General features: G+C 39.5%; 16 protein-coding genes and 5 pseudogenes. 13 read left to right on the forward strand and 8 right to left on the reverse strand.

Annotated features, from left to right (window positions below):
* Positions 1 to 207 precede the first annotated feature (207 nt).
* Positions 208 to 1,506 carry an aldehyde dehydrogenase family protein gene (locus NSU02_RS09970; RefSeq protein ID WP_339192801.1) on the forward strand — a complete coding sequence of 433 codons (1,299 nt, stop codon included), beginning with the start codon at positions 208 to 210 and terminating at the stop codon, positions 1,504 to 1,506.
* Positions 1,507 to 1,550: 44 nt separating this feature from the next.
* On the opposite strand, the gene NSU02_RS09975 is transcribed toward NSU02_RS09970, so the two are convergent.
* The 3 genes from NSU02_RS09975 to NSU02_RS09985 form a co-directional block, all read right to left on the reverse strand.
* Positions 1,551 to 3,128, reverse strand: a complete 1,578-nt coding sequence (locus tag NSU02_RS09975) for an IS66 family transposase (protein ID WP_094245431.1) — start codon at positions 3,126 to 3,128, stop codon at positions 1,551 to 1,553.
* Between the two features lie 61 nt (positions 3,129 to 3,189).
* Positions 3,190 to 3,546 carry an IS66 family insertion sequence element accessory protein TnpB gene (gene tnpB / locus NSU02_RS09980; RefSeq protein ID WP_003352857.1) on the reverse strand — a complete coding sequence of 119 codons (357 nt, stop codon included), beginning with the start codon at positions 3,544 to 3,546 and terminating at the stop codon, positions 3,190 to 3,192.
* Positions 3,540 to 3,860 carry a hypothetical protein gene (locus tag NSU02_RS09985; protein WP_003352856.1) on the reverse strand — a complete coding sequence of 107 codons (321 nt, stop codon included), beginning with the start codon at positions 3,858 to 3,860 and terminating at the stop codon, positions 3,540 to 3,542. Before NSU02_RS09985 ends, tnpB begins: the two co-directional genes overlap by 7 nt.
* 40 nt (positions 3,861 to 3,900) lie before the next feature.
* Between NSU02_RS09985 and NSU02_RS09990 the strand changes: the two genes are divergently transcribed.
* Positions 3,901 to 4,047, forward strand: a complete 147-nt coding sequence (locus NSU02_RS09990; RefSeq protein ID WP_339192802.1) for a hypothetical protein — start codon at positions 3,901 to 3,903, stop codon at positions 4,045 to 4,047.
* A 320-nt stretch (positions 4,048 to 4,367) separates the two neighbouring features.
* On the opposite strand, the gene NSU02_RS09995 is transcribed toward NSU02_RS09990, so the two are convergent.
* The 3 genes and pseudogenes from NSU02_RS09995 to NSU02_RS10005 form a co-directional block, all read right to left on the reverse strand.
* Positions 4,368 to 4,967 (reverse strand): hypothetical protein, encoded by a 600-nt coding sequence (locus NSU02_RS09995; protein WP_339192803.1) that lies wholly within the window; start codon positions 4,965 to 4,967, stop codon positions 4,368 to 4,370.
* 592 nt (positions 4,968 to 5,559) lie between these two features.
* Positions 5,560 to 6,000, reverse strand: a complete 441-nt coding sequence (locus NSU02_RS10000) for a hypothetical protein (RefSeq protein WP_158640187.1) — start codon at positions 5,998 to 6,000, stop codon at positions 5,560 to 5,562.
* Between the two features lie 225 nt (positions 6,001 to 6,225).
* Positions 6,226 to 7,575 (reverse strand): annotated as a pseudogene (locus NSU02_RS10005) (ISLre2 family transposase).
* Between the two features lie 561 nt (positions 7,576 to 8,136).
* Here NSU02_RS10005 and bioW point away from each other — a divergent pair.
* The 4 genes and pseudogenes from bioW to NSU02_RS10025 all read left to right on the forward strand — a co-directional run.
* Positions 8,137 to 8,931 (forward strand): 6-carboxyhexanoate--CoA ligase, encoded by a 795-nt coding sequence (gene bioW / locus NSU02_RS10010; RefSeq protein ID WP_339192804.1) that lies wholly within the window; start codon positions 8,137 to 8,139, stop codon positions 8,929 to 8,931.
* 13 nt (positions 8,932 to 8,944) lie between these two features.
* Positions 8,945 to 9,556, forward strand: a pseudogene (locus NSU02_RS10015) (aminotransferase class III-fold pyridoxal phosphate-dependent enzyme); the annotation flags it as partial.
* Positions 9,557 to 9,628: 72 nt separating this feature from the next.
* Entirely contained in the window at positions 9,629 to 10,801 is a 1,173-nt protein-coding gene (bioF, locus tag NSU02_RS10020) for an 8-amino-7-oxononanoate synthase (RefSeq protein ID WP_339192805.1), read from the forward strand.
* Positions 10,798 to 10,964, forward strand: a pseudogene (locus tag NSU02_RS10025) (AAA family ATPase); the annotation flags it as partial. The gene bioF and the pseudogene NSU02_RS10025, both read left to right, overlap by 4 nt.
* Before the next feature lie 170 nt (positions 10,965 to 11,134).
* Here NSU02_RS10025 and NSU02_RS10030 read toward each other — a convergent pair.
* Positions 11,135 to 12,790 (reverse strand): sigma 54-interacting transcriptional regulator, encoded by a 1,656-nt coding sequence (locus NSU02_RS10030; protein WP_339192806.1) that lies wholly within the window; start codon positions 12,788 to 12,790, stop codon positions 11,135 to 11,137.
* 495 nt (positions 12,791 to 13,285) lie between these two features.
* Between NSU02_RS10030 and NSU02_RS10035 the strand changes: the two genes are divergently transcribed.
* Together NSU02_RS10035 and NSU02_RS10040 are read left to right on the forward strand one after the other, a co-directional pair.
* On the forward strand, positions 13,286 to 14,134 hold the full coding sequence (locus NSU02_RS10035; RefSeq protein WP_063389500.1) for an N-acyl homoserine lactonase family protein: 849 nt from the start codon (positions 13,286 to 13,288) through the stop codon (positions 14,132 to 14,134).
* Positions 14,135 to 14,245: 111 nt separating this feature from the next.
* The gene (locus NSU02_RS10040; protein WP_063389499.1) at positions 14,246 to 15,427 is read left to right on the forward strand and encodes an iron-containing alcohol dehydrogenase; all 1,182 of its coding nucleotides are present in this window, start codon (positions 14,246 to 14,248) and stop codon (positions 15,425 to 15,427) included.
* A gap of 203 nt (positions 15,428 to 15,630) precedes the next feature.
* On the opposite strand, the gene NSU02_RS10045 is transcribed toward NSU02_RS10040, so the two are convergent.
* Positions 15,631 to 16,812 (reverse strand): IS701 family transposase, encoded by a 1,182-nt coding sequence (locus NSU02_RS10045; protein ID WP_339192808.1) that lies wholly within the window; start codon positions 16,810 to 16,812, stop codon positions 15,631 to 15,633.
* A gap of 483 nt (positions 16,813 to 17,295) precedes the next feature.
* Between NSU02_RS10045 and NSU02_RS10050 the strand changes: the two are divergent.
* From NSU02_RS10050 to NSU02_RS10070, 5 genes and pseudogenes are all read left to right on the forward strand, one after another.
* Positions 17,296 to 17,695 (forward strand): annotated as a pseudogene (locus NSU02_RS10050) (transposase); the annotation flags it as partial.
* A 62-nt stretch (positions 17,696 to 17,757) separates the two neighbouring features.
* A pseudogene (locus NSU02_RS10055) lies at positions 17,758 to 17,901 on the forward strand (metalloregulator ArsR/SmtB family transcription factor); the annotation flags it as partial.
* A gap of 380 nt (positions 17,902 to 18,281) precedes the next feature.
* Entirely contained in the window at positions 18,282 to 18,758 is a 477-nt protein-coding gene (locus NSU02_RS10060) for a DUF2975 domain-containing protein (protein WP_094245811.1), read from the forward strand.
* Positions 18,759 to 18,768: 10 nt separating this feature from the next.
* Complete coding sequence (locus tag NSU02_RS10065; RefSeq protein ID WP_094245812.1) at positions 18,769 to 18,990, forward strand: helix-turn-helix transcriptional regulator; 222 nt, start codon at positions 18,769 to 18,771, stop codon at positions 18,988 to 18,990.
* A 269-nt stretch (positions 18,991 to 19,259) separates the two neighbouring features.
* Positions 19,260 to 20,003 carry an amidohydrolase family protein gene (locus NSU02_RS10070; RefSeq protein ID WP_066250671.1) on the forward strand — a complete coding sequence of 248 codons (744 nt, stop codon included), beginning with the start codon at positions 19,260 to 19,262 and terminating at the stop codon, positions 20,001 to 20,003.

Here is a 20,003-nt window from a genome sequence, read left to right on the forward strand (position 1 = left end):
GGTGACGACATCAGATTAGATCGTCGTTCGATAAAGTGGTCATGACAAGGATCAGTGATGTCAAACTGCTAGCATTTGAGGAGGTGAGGGCAGAAACACAAAAAATGATGCTTGTTCAAGCGAACAAAATTGAAATAGTGTCATTTGAGATCATGACAATATGAATCTGCTAGTGAAATGAAAACTATGAAAGGGAGCGAAGCAAAGATGTTGCGAGATATTGATTTACAATCTATCCAAGAAGTAAGAAATTACCTTGAGGAAGCGAAAACAGCTCAAAAAATAATGGCAAAGATGAATCAGAGCGAGATTGATCATATTGTTGAAAGCATGGTTAAAGCGGCAAGGGAAGAAGCTGAGCGATTGGCTGCTATGGCAGTCGAAGAGACTGGCTTCGGGAATGTTCCTGATAAAACAGTAAAAAATCTGTTCGCAGCGAATGATGTTTACAATTCTATCAAGGATGTGAAAACAGTCGGGATTATTCGTCGCGATGAAGAAAACCGCGTATGGGAAGTTGCTCAACCTGTAGGGATCGTTGCAGGAATTGTTCCATCTACAAATCCTACCTCAACAGTCATTTTTAAATCATTGATCGCAGTTAAAGCAGGAAATGCGATTATTTTCAGCCCTCACCCAGCTGCTGCAAAATGTACAACGGAAGCGGCAAGAATTATGCAAGAAGCAGCAGAGCGTGCCGGAGCACCAAAAGGTTTGATTTTGTGCAATACCCAACCAACATTGGCAGCAACAAACGAGCTGATGAAGCATAAATTAACTGATGTCATCCTTGCCACAGGCGGTCCTGGATTGGTAAGAGCTGCTTACAGCTCCGGAAAACCAGCATACGGAGTAGGTCCTGGAAACGTACCTGTATACATTCATGAAAGTGCCAATATCGAAAAAGCTGTTGAACTTATTATTGAAAGCAAAACTTTTGACTACGGAACAATTTGTGCTTCTGAACAAGCTCTTTTAGTGGATGAGTCGATTAAAGAGAAAGTTGTTGCAGAGATGACAAAACAAGGCGCTTATTTCTTGAATGAAGAAGAAAAACGAAAAGTAGAATCCATCATTCTCGTAAACGGTGGACTGAATGCAAAAATTGTAGGAAAGTCACCTCAAGTGATTGGTGAAATGGCAGGTATTGAAGTTCCGTCCGAGGCGAAAGTGATCGTTGCAGAAGAAACAGGAGTTGGGAAAGAATATCCATTCTCAATTGAAAAACTATCTCCAACGCTAGCATTTTATACAGTGAAAGATATGCAAGTAGCAAGCGAGCTTGCCCAAAAACTTCTTGATGCAGGCGGTCTTGGTCACACAGTCGGAATTCACGCTGAGGATGAAAAAGTAATCGAAGCTTACACAATCGATAAACCAGCAGGACGTATCATTGTAAATGCCGGTACAACATTTGGCGCTATTGGCGCTACAGTGAACGTAAAACCGTCCTTGACTCTTGGCTGCGGTGCTATTGGCAACAACGTTACATCTGACAATGTGTAAGCGTAAAATAATCCCCACCTTTTAATGATAGGGATTAAATACTATTATTGTGATAAGTTATTAAAAACCCGACAATTCAAAGGAATTGTTTTGGACCAAGGAAGTAGTTGATCAAGCTCATCCATATTGCTTATATCCATATTGGGAAGCCTTTCAAATAAGTAGCGAAGATAATAAAATGGATTTAATTTATTCTCTTTTGCTGTCTCCACAATACTGTAAATGATTGAGCTGGCCTTAGCTCCTTTCGGAGTATTGCTAAAAATCCAGTTCTTCCTTCCGATCACAAATGGTTTAATGGATCGTTCACTTCGATTATTATCGATTTCTAAACGTCCATCCTCTAAAAATGCCACGAGTTTTTCCCATTGGTTGAGGCAGTATGTAATGGCTTGACCTAATAGACTCTTTGGTAAAACATTGCTTTTCTCTGTTTTTAGCCATGCTGAAAAAGCCTCCAACAATGGTTGGCTGTGTTTAAGTCGTTTTTTATATCGTTCTTCTGGTGTACATTCTTTCAAATCACGCTCGATGGCAAATAGCTGATTACAGAAATTGAGTCCTTCCCGAGCTGTGACTGCTGAATGACGTTTGGATTCAGGAAGTACGTTTAAAGCCTCATCGAACTTTCTGCGGGCATGAGCCCAACATCCAACTAATGTTACGCCGGATACCTTATGGTATCCTGCATATCCATCGACATGCAGGTATCCTTTAAACCCTTTTAGGAATTCTTTGGCATGTTCTCCTGCTCTAGTTTCCTGATAGTCATAAAGGACAAGTGGTGGATCCTCTCTTCCAGTCCGATAAAGCCACATGTAAGATTTCGATGTACTTGACCTTCCAGGTTCATGTAAAACCTGAACAGTTGTTTCATCCGCATGTAGAATGTCTTTAGAGAGGAGATGCTCTTTCATTCGTTGATAAATTGGCGCAAGCCATTTTTCGGCACCATAAAGCATCCAATTGGCCATGGTTTGCCTGGATAAGATCACACCTAATCGTTTGAACTGTTGTTCTTGGCGATATAGAGGTAGCCCCTCTACATATTTTTGATTCATAATATAGGCCATGCTTGACGGTGAAGCTAAACTTTTTGGATACACAGATTTTGGGGCAGGTGCTGTAACGATTGGTGTCTCTATTTCATTACGCTCACAATGACGGCATCCATAGACATATCGAACGTGTTTTAAAACTTTGACTTGAGCCGGAATAATCACTAATTCTTGTCGTACTTCTGTGCTCATTTCGTGTGTTTTTTCACCGCAACACGAACAGACCTGCTCTTCTTCGGGTAAACGATATTCAATCGTTTCCATAGGCAGGTTTTCAAACGTAGCTTGACGTTGACCACGTTTCTTTTTACGACGATATGTAATTGTTTCAACAGTTGGCTCTTCGGCTTTTACATTAGACTCTACCTCTGCTTCATTGAATAAAGGTAGTTCTAATTGATTAGGATTTGTTTTTTCGCTTGAAGAGCCAAATTTTCGTTTTTGACTAAGACGATACTGTTCTTCATACCATTGTAATTTCGCCGTCAATTCAACGATTTGCTGTTGAAGTTTTTCAATTAATTCAAATGGGTTTTGGTTAGGATTCTTTAAATTTTTCATCATGTAGTAATAATTCGACGGTTTTAGCTATTTTCCTCCAAGGTTTTTGTTAAAAGTAAAAAATTCATATAACTGTTCTAGCCTTTACTTCTGGGTGTGCTTTCTTTTGCTCCATTGCAAGACCATCCAATAACCAGCGTAATTGCCGATAACTAATTTGTATCGTTCCAGTGTCATTTTCATTTGGCCATTGAAATTTTCCTTTTTCCAATCGACGATAATAAAGCCAAAAACCATTATAGTCCCAGTGAAGAATTTTTAATTTATCTCGCTTTCGATTACAGAACACAAAATAGCTTGATGAAAAGGGATCTAAATCAAATCCCTCTTTCACCAAAGCAGCTAATCCATCAATGGATTTTCTCAAATCAGTACTTCCTTTTGCCAAGTAAACTCGTTCAGCTCTTGTACCAACTAACATGTTGATTTCAACGTCCTAACCACTTCTGAAAGAAAGGCCGGATCGAAACCAGGTTTTACTTCAATTGAAATCCCACTAATTTCAATCCGTAATGAATTTTCAACTGTTTGTGAATGATCTTCTAGGGTAACGGATGCCCATTTTGTAGACTTTCCTTGATTTTTTATTGGATTTTCAATTTTTCTTAACCAGTATTTAAACTGGTGAATACTCCATTGATTTTCCTTGCACCAGTTTACTTGAGTTTGACCGCTTTTACGATAGTCAGCGATTCGTTGTTCCCAAACCTTTCGTAATTCAGGATTCTTAGGCATAAAAAAACCCCCTTCAATTTCATCTTGAGGAGATTATCTCATGAAATTAGCACATCAAGAAGGTGTGCAAGATTTGACGCTTACGACAATGTTACAGTCAATCACTTGTTTAACATTAAACGTGTTGCATTTGGAGTCCGCCAAATGCCAAAAAAAGAGGAAAGTGCACAAAATGAACCTGCATTAACGAAATAACTTGACTGTCCATAAAAACTCTTTTGATAGATTAAAAGACTGTATCAAACATCTGACATGTTCTTTGATACAGCTAAAATAATAAATTCGACACTCCGGAAGTGATAATGCGTTTACCCCCCTAAAAAAATTTAGTTGTAAGGACGATATTCAGTACAAAAATCCATGCAGGAGCATCTTTTCCTGCATGGATTTATTATTACACACATCAACTAGTAAGCTCGTGCAGTTCACTGGATCTATTTTAAAAAGTTTTTTGTTAATTTGGAAATCGTAAAGTGGTAGCGGGAAAACTCCCAAAACAACACTAGACTATTGGTTGCGCTGCAAAAATAAAAAGCCAATCATTGCAATTAAAAGCATTTTATGATGTTTCGACAAGTTGTCAGAGAGCTCAACGATATCATTGTACACATCACGAAAAATATTCGTATATTCATGAGGGAAATATCCATTGTAGAAACGGGCCCACTGCCGACCTTCGGAATCTGTTAACGTAAAATCACCAGAAAAGGCCTTAACCTTAACAGGGAGAATCAGCTTATCATCAGCATCTCTCAGCTCACCTTTTATGTTGACTAGACTTTTCCAATCCTCTTGTACATATTCTCCCAGTTTTCGGCCATGTACATTCTTTACAGTTACAATCGACTTTTTCATTCCTTTTCTCTTAAAGGTAAACAGCACATTTCCTTTATTCGAAAAAACACCATAAGTAATCGGAAGCGCCATGATCAGTGAATCACGAAGCAGCAGGCTCATTGGGTAAAAAATAAAAGGAATACGGATTGGCTTAATCGTTCCAACAAAATGGCCGCTTTTTTCAAACAGTAGGAGACGAGGAAAAAAACCAAGATCTTTTTTTAAAACTAGATGATCCAACTCAAGGAGGGAAGGAAGCTTTTGACTCATGAATTTGAATATCTTTCACCTTGCTATATTTCATCTGGTTTGAAACTCCGGTAAAAAACAAAAAAAGACCTACAATACCTATTGAAGAAAGATTTAACCAATTTTGTAAAGAATCTGGTCGATCGATGAAAAAACAGAAATACCAATGAGCATAACTATAGAAGATAGAGCAAATGCTGCTTTCATTCTCCGTTTATACATAGTAGCAATCATCAAATCAACTCCAGTGAAACATAGGGAAGTCTTTCTACCTCATCAACTATTAGTTTAGATTAGTAGTTTATTGTATTCAATATTTTTTACATCCTTTTAGTAAAAAAAATGGAGAAGACATCAAGATGAGGCGGCTTTGAATGTGCTCGTGCTCACCAGCCATAGCAATCCTAAGTTATTCATTAGCACAATATGCCAAATAGAGAACTGTATGATTGGGCACGTTTTTTTATTTATTTTCAAAGGTCAGAATAAAAGTTTAAATACAGGTTCTTTGAATAAAATGGGAAAAAATTTTTGCTTTTTGTATGGTATTTCCAGGAAATAGCACAGGGTTAAAAAAAGAAGTGAGGTTATCACTTTTTGAGGTGGTTGTAGGTTACATAATTTTTTTTCGTAACGTACGGATGGAAACGTCATGTTCGCCAATAATTTCGTAAACAGATTTGAAGCTTTCTTGGAGGTTTTTCATTTCTTTGTTTGTTTCCATTACAGCTTGTTTAATTGATTTTTGTTCCTGTTCAATCCGATTCAATCGCTCTTCAACATAATTTAAGCGTGTTTCTACTTGATCTAATCGCTCTCCTACTCGATCCAACCGATTTTCGACCCGATTCAATCGCTCTTCAACATGATTTAAGCGTGTTTCTACTTGATCTAATCGCTCTTCTACTCGATCCAACCGATTTTCGACCCGATTTAATCGATCATCTACCTGGTCCAATCGCGTCCCGATATAATCCAGTCGATCATGCACATTTTTAAGATCATTGTCAATAGACATCACTTTTTCTAAAATTAAGTCGAGTTTTTGTTCCATTTTTTGACTCCTTTTAAAAATCTCCTTTTCTCAATTTTATTCGAATGAAATGGTTCTGACAAGTACGGATTGGGTGCCGAGTCAGTCAAGACTTTGTGGGAATTTTTTTGGTTCGCTGAAAATAGATGTAAGTCATAGGTTAGCGAACCATTTTTTTGAATTTCATCCGTAAGCGCTTTCGGACTCTCATCCCTTGCCATGACAGACCGATATGTATACCTTTTTTTACCATCCCTTGAGTTCAGACAGGGCATGATAGATCGGAGTCCCGGACGATTGCTGTAAATATGGCTTGTTTCCGCGTTACCTCCGGAAGAAGACGGCGGACGCGTTGTTTCGCCTTGTTCACGATCGTCTGTTTGGTAGATGCCGTTTCCTCCGCCGGATGCGACGATTCTTCTCCGAAACGACGTCCGAAAAGACGAATCCCATCCATCCGGGCAATCATTGCCTTGAAAAACGCCCTGAGTCCCTTGTCTGTCCAACTGCGGCGGTATTTCACCCGATACGCCAGCTGGCTCATCACGCTTTCAGCCCTCCCCATCGGATACATGCCCGTTGTGTCCACTCCTTGCTCCTTCAGCCATTCCCGGTAATCACGGATGCATCCCGGCATCGATTCAATCCGGTGGATCAAGGCAGCCAGCTGTTGTTCTTTCGCTTCGTCCCCCAGCGTGCCGAGGGCGCTGTTCAGTTCCACAAGCAACCCCTCTTCATCCTGCTTCGCCAGCTTTTGCCGAATCGCCTGCCACCGTGGATGGCCCGAGAGGCATTGGCGCAACTCACGCGCCACGTGGAATCGATCCAATTGGAAGCAGACCCGTCCTTTGAAATACTCCCGGCATGCGGTAATCCATGGAGCGCCGTCCCCGTTGATGACAAGAAGATCCCGACACGGATCATAGGCATATTCGTTCATCAAAAATTCCTCGAAGCCTTCCCACACCTCCCTCTTGCCCTCATGGACGTAATGGCGCTGATTCACGAATTCGATCCGTGAGCCGTTGCGCTTCCACCCTTCGTGAACGGTCAGGATTTTGTCTTCCTTGGCCCGTTTTCCCTTCCCTTGGCGAGAGACAAACAGTCCATCGGCCTCCACAAACAGCACCCGTCCATATCGCTGGTCAACCGGGCAGTGCAGCGGAACTTCAGCCTCGAGCACCAACTGGCGGATCGCCTCATGGCTCATCACCGGATACCCGACCATCTGGGCAAGCGTACAAGCCGCTTTGCGATAGGAAGAGCACTCCACAGCCAATCCCACCGCTGTTTCTTCTAGACAAGGGCTGATTGACTGTGATCCATCAAACGCTAAAAAGGAGTCAAGCAAAAACGTGTAACGGTTTTGTTCTCGGTCTAAATAGTAGTTTCGCTCAAAGGTAACTTCGCCAAACAAGGTTTGAATCGTGGTGCGTCGTTTGTCTTTCAAGTGGTACCCGGCGCTTGTCCCGGGTTGATGTCCTCCAACAGAGCCGTAAACAGCTCGGTGAAGGCGTTTTGCAAGGCTCGAAACAAATCAAGTTCGATCGCTTTGAATGTCAACGAATTTGTGGTAAGATGTTGTTGAATATTCATGGGACTCTCTCCTCCTGTTTGATGGTGTGGACAATGATCATCTTACCAGGGAGAGAGTCCTTTTTTCATGTTTCCTGCTTGGGATCCTACCGCGCTTTGCTTGCTGGCCCCGATGAGGGGGATTACGAACCTACGTTCCCAACCCCCTCATCGGGGAATTCTAAGAATTTCTCCCACAAACATTTTACTCACACTTATTTTTTTCAAATCGGCATTGAACTGATAATGAATGAGAAAAGCGAGGAATAATCATATCCTTTTAGACGGCATTTTTTAAGATAAAAACATTTTGCAAAGCATTCCTACTCAGCTTAACCGCTTATCTTCAATAAAAGCTCCTTTCACCCGAGACTGGCTGCCATTTTGAGTGCGTATTTTAGTTAACCAATTGACATTAATAGTTAACAATTTTATCATTTAATTGTTAACCTTTTTATTTTAAAAGTTAACATAAAAAAGATTGGAGGTTGGAAAAATTAGAAATAGCTCTTTAATTAGTTTAATGAATTTTGACGGAAATTCATTGACATAAAATAAATGACGGATGCTGGAGGCCAACGAATGGAAGAGGAAAGGTATTATAGTGTCAGAATGAGAGCTGCCAAGAATGGACCTCATGAACATGGCGGAAAACATATATCTGGTGGAGAACTGCTTTCAACCTATAGTGATTTAAAAAATTCAGTAAATGCTTTATTAGAAAAGGGACTTCATCACTCAAGAGGTACTCCTGATTTTATGCAAATTCAATTTGAATCTATTCACGAACCGATTAAACGAATTCAACCATTACATATTGACACAAATGAGGCAGATACAGTAGAGAAAGGGCGAAAGTTGTCTAGGCTGCTTTTGGAGAAAGTCGGTATCGAAAGACAGGTTATTGAAAAAGCATTTACAGAATGGACGAAATATTCAGGAATGAGAGGCGCTATATTAATTGATGTTCATTCAGGAAAACGTATTGATGATAGGCAGGAAAAGGGAGTGCGTGTTTCAAGAATCGATTGGATGAAGACGAATTTTGAACATTGGGCAGACTATTTTCATGTGCCCAAGAGTACAAGAATCAGGGAAGCACTTGTGATTGCCACAAAGGTGTGTGCGCATCCGGCTACCATCGCTGAACTATGTTGGTCAGACGATCCTGAATATACTACTGGCTATGTTGCAAGTAAAAAGCTGGGGTATCAACGGATTACAAACCTAAAAGAATATGGAGATGAACGCGGCTGCCGGATCTTTTTTGTTGATTGCAGGAAAGATCTGAATGCCTATATTCACTATTTAGAAAAACAGCCAGTCTTTATTCATTGGGAGGTAGAAAATGAAACAACAATTAATCGAAAAAAGTAAAAAATATCTATGACTGCCTTTTACACAGATGATGATCATCCTTTTATAATTGAAAGCGGCCAAGGAATGAAAGTTAAAGATATTGAAGGAAAAGAATATATGACGGCTTTTCTTCCGTTTGACTAACGTACATGGTCAATCGTAAAAAAGAACTGGACGAAGCAATTAAAAAAAAGCTCGAAAAAATGGCCACTCCACATTGTTAGGCATGACAAATGTTCCAGCAACAGAGCTTGCGGAGAAGCTCATTCAAATAAGTCCTGAAAAGCTGACGCGTGTTTTTTATTCAGATAGCGGAGCTGAAGCGATGGAAATTGCACTTAAGATGGCGTTTCAATATTGGAAAAATATCAATAAGACAGAGAAACAAAAGTTTATTACAATGCAAAACGGCTATCATGAGGATACGGTCGGCGCCATAAGTGTCGGTTCCATCCAGCTTTATCATCAAGTATATGGGTCATTAATGTTTGAAAATTTTAAGGCACCTATTCCTTACGTTTATCGGTCAAAAAGCGGCGATCCGAAACATTGTCGTGATGAATGCTTAAACATACTTGAACAACTGCTTAAGGAAAAGCATCAGGAAATTGCCGCACTAACAATTGAATCAATGGTCCAAGGATGGAAGAAGCAATTGTCACGGGTAACAGAAAAAGAGGTTTTGCTTTTTAAAGACATAATGAGGTGACAAGCGTTGAACTTTAATGGGTGGTTAAACGACCGTTTAGCGAAGACAAAGGAATCCGGCTTGTATCGGACGCTTAGAACAATGAATACTGCACCTAGTCCCGAAATGTACGTAGATGGCCAAAAGTACATAGTATTTTCCTCAAACAACTATCTGGGCTTGGCCAATGATTCACGCTTGATTCTTGCAGCAGAAAAGGCATTGCACGAGTTTGGGGTTGGGAGCAGCGGCTCAAGGCTAACGACAGGCAATACGCAGTGGCATCAAAAGCTTGAAAAAAGATTTGCAGATTTCAAACAGACTGAAAGTGCCTTGCTGTTTTCAAGCGGTTATTTGGCGAATATCGGCGTGCTTACTTCATTGCCTGAAAAAGGTGATGTTATTTTTAGCGATCAATTAAACCATGCGAGTATTATCGATGGATGCCGTCTCTCACAAGCAGATACCGTCATTTATAACCATGTAGATATGGAAGATTTGGAAAAAAAATTAAAAGAAACAAATTCATCACGGCGACGCTTTATTGTCACAGATGGTGTCTTTAGTATGGATGGTACCATTGCGCCTTTAGATAAAATCATGTCACTTGCTCAACGTTATCATACATTTGTCATTGTGGATGACGCACACGCAACAGGAGTTTTAGGAGAAAACGGCAGGGGAACAAGTGAATTTTTTCACGTCTTTCCGGATGTAGTGATTAGCACTTTAAGTAAAGCGGTTGGAACGGAAGGCGGGGTCGTTTCTGGATCGAAGGTTTTCATTGACTTTTTGCGAAATCATGCCAGAACCTTTATCTTTCAAACCGCACTATCACCATCTATTTGTGCAGCTTCATATACAGCATTGGAAATCATCGAACATAGTAAAGAAAAACGACAGCAATTGCTTATAAAAGCAAAACGAATAAAAACTAGTTTACAAGAAATGGGGTACACCGTGAAGGGAGATCATACACCAATTATTCCTGTATTGATCGGAGATGCTCATAAGGCTGTCCTATTTGCAAAAAGATTACAAGAAAAAGGAATATATGCCCCGGCGATTCGACCGCCGACTGTACCTATTGGAGAAAGCAGAATTCGGTTAACGGTGACCGCGGACCATAGCTTAAAGGAGATAGATTATTTGTTGCATGCATTTAAATTAATCGGAAAAGAGTTGAATATGATCAAATGAAAGGTCTTTTTGTAACAGGAACTGATACTGGTGTTGGAAAAACGATAATAGCTTGCGGACTAGCAGCTGTATAAAAGAGAAGGGAATGGATGTCGGCGTCTTTAAACCGTTTTTAAGCGGTATTTCGCGTGATGATCCAACAAACGATACAAGTCTTTTAAAAGGGAACCTCAAAGTCGAAAATTGACTTATGAGACACCCCATGTAAAAATTCTACTCCTTTAATATAGAGCGTCTGAAAAAATGAGGACGCTTCTTTTGATTAGCAACTGCAAATTATTTTTCTCCGGCACAACAGAATAAAATCTTTAGATGAGCAGAAATCGAGATTGTTTATATGTTTGCTTTTTTTGGATCTAAACCCCATCTCTTTAACTTTTTGACTAATGTGGAATGGTCGATGCCGAGTTCTTTTGCCGCAATCCGTAGTGATGGATATTTTTTGATCACATCTTTTACAATTCGCTGTTCAAATTTTTCCACGCGCTGTTTCAGCGTCAAAGCTTCTTCACCGTCTTTTTGATCATGAATGTGCAAAGGAAGATGGTGCGGTTCGATCAATTGAGAGGGAACCGATACGATCATGCTTTCTATTAAATTTTTCAATTCTCGGACGTTTCCAGGCCAATGGTAGCTCGTTAAAGCCTTCTTAGTTTCTTTTGACAATGTTTTATCGACATGGTAAAGCTTGCAAAAGTATGAAAAAAAATGATCAATAAGCGGTGATATATCTTCTTGGCGTTCAGATAAGGGCGGAACAGTTATTTCAACAACATGCAGACGGTAATAAAGATCCTCACGAAATTTTCCTTCTGAAACAAGTTGCTTTAAATCTTTGTTCGTTGCAGAAATAAATCGAATATCAAGCTTAATTGGCTCCCTGCCTCCTATTCGCTGAATTTGCTTTTCTTGCAATACTCGTAATAACTTTACCTGCAAAGAGAGAGGCATTTCTCCTACTTCGTCAAGCATAACGGTTCCGCCGTCCGCCAATTCAAGCAGACCAATTTTCCCCTCTTTATTCGCACCAGTAAATGCACCTTTTTCATAGCCGAATAGTTCAGATTCAAGCAGATGTTCAGGAATGGCCCCGCAATTCACTTTAATAAACGGCTTTTGTTTCCGTTGGCTGTGATGATGGATAAAATTGGCGATCACCTCTTTTCCTGTTCCGGAAGGGCCAGTTAAAAGGACGCTTGTTGGAAAAGGCGCCACTTGTTTTACTTTCTCATAAATGTTTTTCATTTTTTTGCTGTTGCATATAAACATTTGTTCTGATCCGTTCACATGAGCCGAAAAACGGTTTTGGTTTATTTCGGAAATACTTTTTGCTTTTTCTAACTCTTTTCTAAGTTTATTTAATTGTGTGATATCCCTTACGCTCGTCACTACGAGCTCAACGTCTCCTTGATCATTAAATACCGGATTTCCGGTGACAATGACATCTTTTTTGCCTCCTATTTTTTGCATAATGGAAATTTGTCTCTTTTTTTCCAAAACTAAGAGAGATACTGACTGGTCAATATAACCATTCGTCATCAGATCCCGCATATGCCTTCCGACCAGTTCTGTGCGTTCAAAACCTGTAATCTCTTCATATGCGGAATTAACATAGATCGTAATCCCTTCTTTGTCAACAACATAAAGGCCGTCAGTTGAAAACTCGATAATCGCCTCAAGCTGTGTTAGTAGGCTGCGATATTGCTCGATTTCAGTAATATCTTGAATAACACTGATCGCACCGATGCGCTTGCCGTTTTGATACAGAGGAGTCCGGTTTACCATACATTGTCTGTCCGCTAGTATCATTTTTTGACCGATTGAACGATCGCCGCTTTCCACAACCTCCAAAATTTTTGTGTGAGGGACGAGTTCTTGAATATGCTTTCCTTCCCAGTTTCCATTTTCCGCTTGCAATAACTTTTTTGCAGCAGCATTCATCACAACAATGTTTCCTTTTCGATCGACGACAACTACTCCGTTATGCATGCATGAAAAAATATTTTCCCAAGTTAAGGAATTAATAGAGTTTGCTTTGATTATAATCACAACCTTTCATCTGATTGGTGAATTTTTTCAACCGTTTGGTGAATAATTTCACCATATATTTTCGATAATTTCGATTATTAATCCTTTTTTATGGTGAAATTTTTCAACAGTTTTTAGTAAAGAAGCTTAAAAATCCCTTTGTTTGTAAGAAGCTTTTTTTGGCATGCATTTTGCATTTAAATTGATGAGCAAAAAATAAGGAGGGGGAAAGTAGAACGAATGATGAATGAATAGAAAAAAAGAATATACTGCCTCTATTCTTTCAGCAGTATTTCTTGTACTGTATAAAGAAAGCGCTTACGGAATTTGGAATATGTTGTGGTAGAAATGGCTGAATGTTGAAACAAAAACAAGAACACATTTTTACATGTCGTCATTTAAGAATTATCTCATGTCTTGATTGACATTTTCTATTTCATTATAGGAGGGTTTTTTATGGCAAACATTATTAAAAAACACCCGAAACTGTATGTAATGGACAACGGCCGAATGAAAATGGACAAAAACTGGATGATTGCGATGCACAATCCAGCAACCATTGACAATCCGAACGCGCAGACTGAGTTTGTCGAATTCCCGATTTATACCGTTTTAATTGACCATCCTGAAGGAAAAATTCTTTTTGACACGGCATGTAATCCAAATTCCATGGGTCCTGCAGGCCGCTGGTCTGAAACGACGCAAAAAACGTTCCCATGGACAGCGAGCGAAGAATGTTACTTGCATAACCGACTTGAGCAATTAAAGGTCAGACCAGAGGATATTAAATTTGTTGTGGCATCTCATCTTCATCTCGATCATGCGGGCTGCTTAGAAATGTTTACAAACGCAACCGTTGTCGTACATGAAGACGAATTTAACGGCACATTACAATCTTATGCCCGCAACCAAAAAGAAGGGGCATACATTTGGGCAGATATTGATGCATGGATAAAAAATAATCTTCAATGGAGGACAATCAATCGGGATGAAGATCATGTTGAACTTGCGGAAGGGGTGAAAGTTTTAAACTTTGGCAGCGGTCATGCTTGGGGAATGCTTGGTCTTCATGTACACCTTCCTGAAACTGGCGGCATCATTCTTGCATCTGATGCGATCTATACGGCAGAAAGCTACGGGCCGCCAATCAAGCCACCTGGAATTATTTATGATTCTCTCGGATATGCGAAAACGGTCGAACGAATTCGCCGGATTGCCAAAGAAACAAATTCCCAAGTATGGTTCGGGCATGATGCAGAACAATTTAAAGGATTCAGAAAATCGACGGAAGGATATTATGAATAAAATTTCCCGGAGTTTATATAGAAGAAATGGGTGGAAACGTCCATTTAGATTTTAAAGAACACAAATGTCGATGCTTTAAGAGAACATTCCAGGGTGTGAAGGAGGAGAGTCATGACACATTCAAAGCTAGTTTTTACACCTTTATGTTATACTGGATGGGGTTCGTTAAGCCAGCTTGTTCCGGAAGTTGAAAAATATCAACCTAAGAAAATTCTTGTTGTGACAGATCCGGTGTTGAATGACATAGGGCTCGTTGACCGCGTCACATCTCCATTACAAGAAAAAGGATACAGCATTGATGTATATACTGACATCGAACCAGAGCCTCCGCTTCAAATCGGAGAAAAGCTTGTCGCCTATACGAGAGAAAACAAATTCGATCTCGTCATAGGTTTAGGCGGAGGAAGCGCAATGGATTTGGCAAAGCTTGCAGCAGTCTTGTCTGTTCATAAAGGAACAGTGGAAAGTTATTTAAATTTAACAGGTACAAATCAAGTAGATAAAAAAGGTCTCCCCAAAATTTTGATACCCACAACTTCCGGAACGGGCTCTGAAGTCACTAATATTTCTGTCTTATCTTTAGAAAGTACGAAAGATGTTGTAACACATGATTATTTGCTCGCTGATGTAGCAATTATTGATCCGGAACTAACTGTCACTGTCCCGCCGAAAGTGACCGCTGCAACGGGGATCGATGCATTGACACATGCAGTGGAAGCATATGTCTCAATCAATGCCAATCCGGTAACAGACGGTCTTGCCCTGCAAGCGATGAGACTGATCAGCCGTTCCATCCGTAAAGCTGTGTTAAACGGAAATGATAAACAGGCGCGGATTGATATGAGTTACGGCAGCTATATTGCCGGATTAGCTTTTTTTAATGCCGGCGTGGCAGGCGTACATGCTTTAGCCTATCCGCTTGGAGGACAATTTCATATTGCCCATGGCGATTCCAATGCAGTTTTATTGCCATATGTGATGGGCTACATCCGAAAAAGCTGCCAAAAAAGAATGGTGGACATATTGAATGCTCTAGGCGAGAATTCAAGCTATTTGTCTGAAAAAGAAGCTTCCTATCAATGTGTCGAGGAACTAAAAAGATTAGTGGCAGATGTCGGAATTCCGACAACTTTGGGAGAATTCGGCATTCCGGAAAGTGCGATCGAAAAATTGACGGAAGACGGGGTGAAACAAAAAAGATTGCTCGCAAGAAGTCCAATGAAGCTTAATAAAGAAGATATCCGAACCATATATCAGTCAGCCTTTCAAGGGATAGTAACGGAACCGTCATAATTGTCGATAACTTGAGTTTTATAATTCACAGTTGAAAGGAAGATAAGGGCCAGATTTTTGATATTATCCCCTTATAGTTAGACAGAAAAAAGAAAGGGATGTCACTGTCTACTAGAAGGGGGTATTTTTATAGGTAAAAATCTGTAGATGAGCAATTTTCATAACAATAATTACCATACCAAAAGAGACAAACAGGGTACCCCTTATGCCACATGGAGCTGTTTTTTGACAACATCAATGGGAATATCTTGCTTCGCTGCATGGTAAATGAACTCGACGAGACTATGCCCTTTCTTCGTTCGGAGAAGATCAAGCCCAGTAGAGAAATCCCGGTTGGACTCGACCATACTGTACACATAAGCGAGTTGCACCAAGATCCAATACCGTTTCACCGCCCGACGTTGACGAACGCGGTACCCATCGAGCTTCAGCTGGTCTTTCGCTTGTCGAAAAAAGCATTCGATCGACCAACGTTGGGCATAGTAGCGCAAGATCTCTTCATCGCTTAGCTCCCGGTCGGTGCTCAAGACGCAGTGAAGATGTTCGGGTGTCATCGGCTGATCGGCTTTCCAAGCCAACAACACAACGGCATCATCGAGACCTTTCAGCGATCCCTCGTAGCGATACACGCGATAACGCTCTTCTCCCACCGTGACGAGATGGGTGTCGTTCGGTTCGATATAGCGGGCAAACTGTTTGGCTTGGATGGCGATGCCTTTCGGATAGAGAATCCGGTTCGTTTTGAGCATCGCGATGACGTGAAATCCTTTTTTCAGACAGGCTTCCACGAGCGCTTGCGATGGATACCACGAATCCATCAGCACATAAACGGGACGGCGTACATCCAAAGAAGAAAGCATCTCGATCGCGAGTTCCCCCTTGCTTTTCCCAGCCGCCTTGTCGTAGAGGCGGAACGCAAAGGGAAAAGCCTGGGTCATCGTATGAACCATGAGCCAAACAAGAGAATGTCCCCAGATCGACTTTTTCTCTGTGTGAGAATAGTGCCAATCACACCCTTGAATGGCGTGCGTTGCCCGTGACGAAGGCTTGATTTTTTGGCAAATCGTATCATCGATCGAAACAAAAAGGGGTTGATTTTTCTGTTTGGCGATCCGTTCGACACGATGAAGCATCCATTGCTGGAGTTTGCCAAGCAGCGTCTCTTCATCCCAAGGGCTTTTCGTGAAAAAATGGCTGAGTGTCGTTCGATGATTGGGGTGAAAGCTCCAATGATGAAGATCGGTCAACGTTCCAGAAAAGCCTTTCGTGATCATCGCATCCACGATATGAACGAGATGCTTCATGACAGGTTTTGAAAAATAAAGTGCCAACCCCAACATCGTGAAAAACTTGTGGATTCCTTGATGATGTGCTAATCTATTCATGAGACATGAACCTCCTTGTGTGAATGGTTTGTTGGCACATCTATTCTAACCAAGGAATCGGGTTCATGTCTCCTTTTTTGTTTCGATGTAAATTTATGTTAGTGATTTTGCTCATCTACTGTAAAAATTAAAAAAACATACAATAAAGAATATAAATTAGATGTTGTGAAGAAATATTTTGATGAGGGAAGGGCAAACCGTGAAATCATGGATCACTTTCACAACTCTGTTTTTGCAAAATAAAAGTGCAGAGAATTACAAAATCCTTACGCAGTGATATACAAGGTGCTTTACATGGAGGGGGAGACATGAAAACCTTTTTTGGTTTTGCCAAAACTGTTGAAGCTGGTGCTTGGCTAAAGAATCATGGCTACAGAGGATCCATGCCAAGCTCTTGATGGATAGATCGCATATATGTATATTTATACAAAATTTGGATATAGATATACTGCAAAACTCTGTATTTTTTTCTTTCAGAAAACAACATGTCAATTAGGAACAAAGCAATGCCGTTCGAAGAAACGTTATCGAGTGGCCATCTTTCGTGACATCCATGGACATGAGATTCGCATTGTAGCCAATGTTTTGACTATCGGCGGAAAAGATCGCCGATATGTATCAAAAACGTTGGACGGTCGAGATCTTTTCGATGGATCAAGCAGTATCCTATTTGGGACAATAGAAAAAGCAGTCTACAATTAGTCGTTTGCGTCGTCATTGCCTGCGTGCTGTTAAGATGGCTATAGAAGTAGGTGCAAAAGGGGCTTACTTTCATTTCTTTTGAACGTCAACTTCTTTTTGGACAACTTCCTCTCAATTGGCAATCGGAGTTGCCTTGTTTAAGTATTCTCAAAGTTTTGGAAATGACATACCTAATTTTTGATAATCAACAGTCGTGTTGTAAAATATTAAAAAATAAGACATTGACTTCCAAAATATCGATATATTAACGAAGCGTTTAAAGCCATTGCTGATCCCACTAGAAGAAAGATTCTTTCCTTGCTAAAAAATGGGGATTTAACCGCTGGTGAAATTGCTTCCCATTTTGATATGCAGAAACCGAGCGTGTCGCATCATTTAAAAATTTTGGGTCTTCGGAATATATGGTGGAATTACTTTTTTAACAGTTTGAAAACAATGGATGCCTAAATCGGATTATTTGGTGGAATGTTGAGTGATGTGTTGTGAGAAAGTTTAAATATTCTAATGAACAAGAGTGTTGCAAATAAATTTTCCAATGCCTTGTAAAAGTGTTACGACATACTGGAAAAAAGAAATTTATTGTTATGACTGTATTAGGTATTCAAAGCATCTCTGTCTAAAAAAAGAGATGCTTTTTTATTTCACACCAACAAAAGAAATTACAATAGTAAAACAACAATAATATATTAATTAATAACAATAATTTATTGCAAGACAATAAACTTTGTATTAGGATAATAATAACGGTAAATAAGTGAGGTGCTTTTATGGAACGAGGAACAACACTCTTTTTAAAGATAGCTGTTTTTCTTATTGGGATTACGGTACTTGCTTTGTGTATATTTTTGTTACCTTGGTTAGCAAATTATACCGCAGAAATGTATCCAGAATATGCTTATTTGCAATATCCTGTATTAATTGGTTTGTATGTAACTGCAATACCATTTTTCTTTGCTTTATATCAGACTTTAAGACTTTTAAACAACATTGATAAAAACAATGCTTTCTCGGAGTTTTCAGTAAATGCGTTAAAAAATATAAAATACTGTGCAAATGCCATTAGCATTTTATATGTAATAGGTAGTATTTTTCTTATATCACAAAATGCCTTACACCCTGGAATAGCACTTGCAGGATTTATAATTATCTTTGCTTCATTTGTGATTGCAGTTTTTTCTGCGGTTCTTCAAAAGTTGTTAAAAAATGCCATAGAAATAAAATCAGAAAATGATTTAACGGTCTGAGGTGAAAAATATGGCAATTATAATTAATATTGATGTGATGTTAGCAAAAAGAAAAATGAGTGTAACAGAACTATCTGAAAAAGTTGGAATCACTATGGCTAACATTTCTATTTTGAAAAATGGAAAAGCAAAAGCGATTCGATTATCAACTTTAGATGCTATTTGTAAGGCTTTGGATTGTCAGCCTGGGGATATTCTTGAATATCAAAGTGATAAGGATACCCAAGAATAAATAATCAAATAATTAATTTAATAAGGGGTTGAGAATTTATGAAGAAATCGTTACTTTTATCAATTTCATTTTTGATAGTTATGTTTTTATCGGCTTGTACGGATAATTCTATGGAACCAAATGAGAATAACATGATTTTAAGTATAACAAATAATGCTAATTTTGATTTTTAATCAATAGAAATCAGCATTGATAAAATTACAGGCGGTATGAGTAATGCTGATGGTTCCAAAATACAAAAAGGAGACACATTTGAATGGGGTAATCTGATGAAAATATTTGATGCGCATTTACATATTATTGATCCAAAGTTTCCTTTATACGAAAATCAAGGCTTCTTGCCCGAGCCATTTACAACAGAGGATTATTTACAACATGTAAATACAGTTGATTTAGTAGGTGGAGCAATTGTTTCAGGCTCTTTTCAAAAGTTTGACCAAACATATTTGTTGGATGCATTACAAAAACTAGGAAAGAATTTTGTTGGTATAACACAGCTTCCATACGATACGTCCGACGAAGAAATTATTGAGCTAAATAAACACGGTGTCCGAGGACTGCGTTTTAATGTGAATCGCGGGGGCTCTGAGGACATTCGTCGATTAGATTATTTTGCTAAAAGAGTTTATGAGCTAGCTAATTGGCATACAGAATTGTATATTAATTCAAAAGAGCTGCCGGCTATCAAGCCAATTATCGCCCAACTTCCAGCAGTATCCATTGACCATTTAGGCTTGTCGAAGGAAGGATTTCCACATTTGCTTGCATTAGTTGAAATGGGTGTACGTGTAAAAGCAACAGGATTTGGACGAATTGATTTTGACCCGGTTGAAGCGATGAAAAATATCTATAAGGTGAATCCAGATGCCCTCATGTTTGGAACGGACCTGCCTTCTACAAGGGCAAAAAGACCATTCCGGTTTTCAGATATCGAATTAATCCAAGAGCATTTTGATGATAAAGCAGTTAAAAAAATCCTTTATCAAAATGCAATGGAATGGTATTGTAAATAA

This window comes from Aeribacillus sp. FSL W8-0870, assembly GCF_037963755.1.
GTDB lineage: Bacteria > Bacillota > Bacilli > Bacillales > Aeribacillaceae > Aeribacillus > Aeribacillus composti.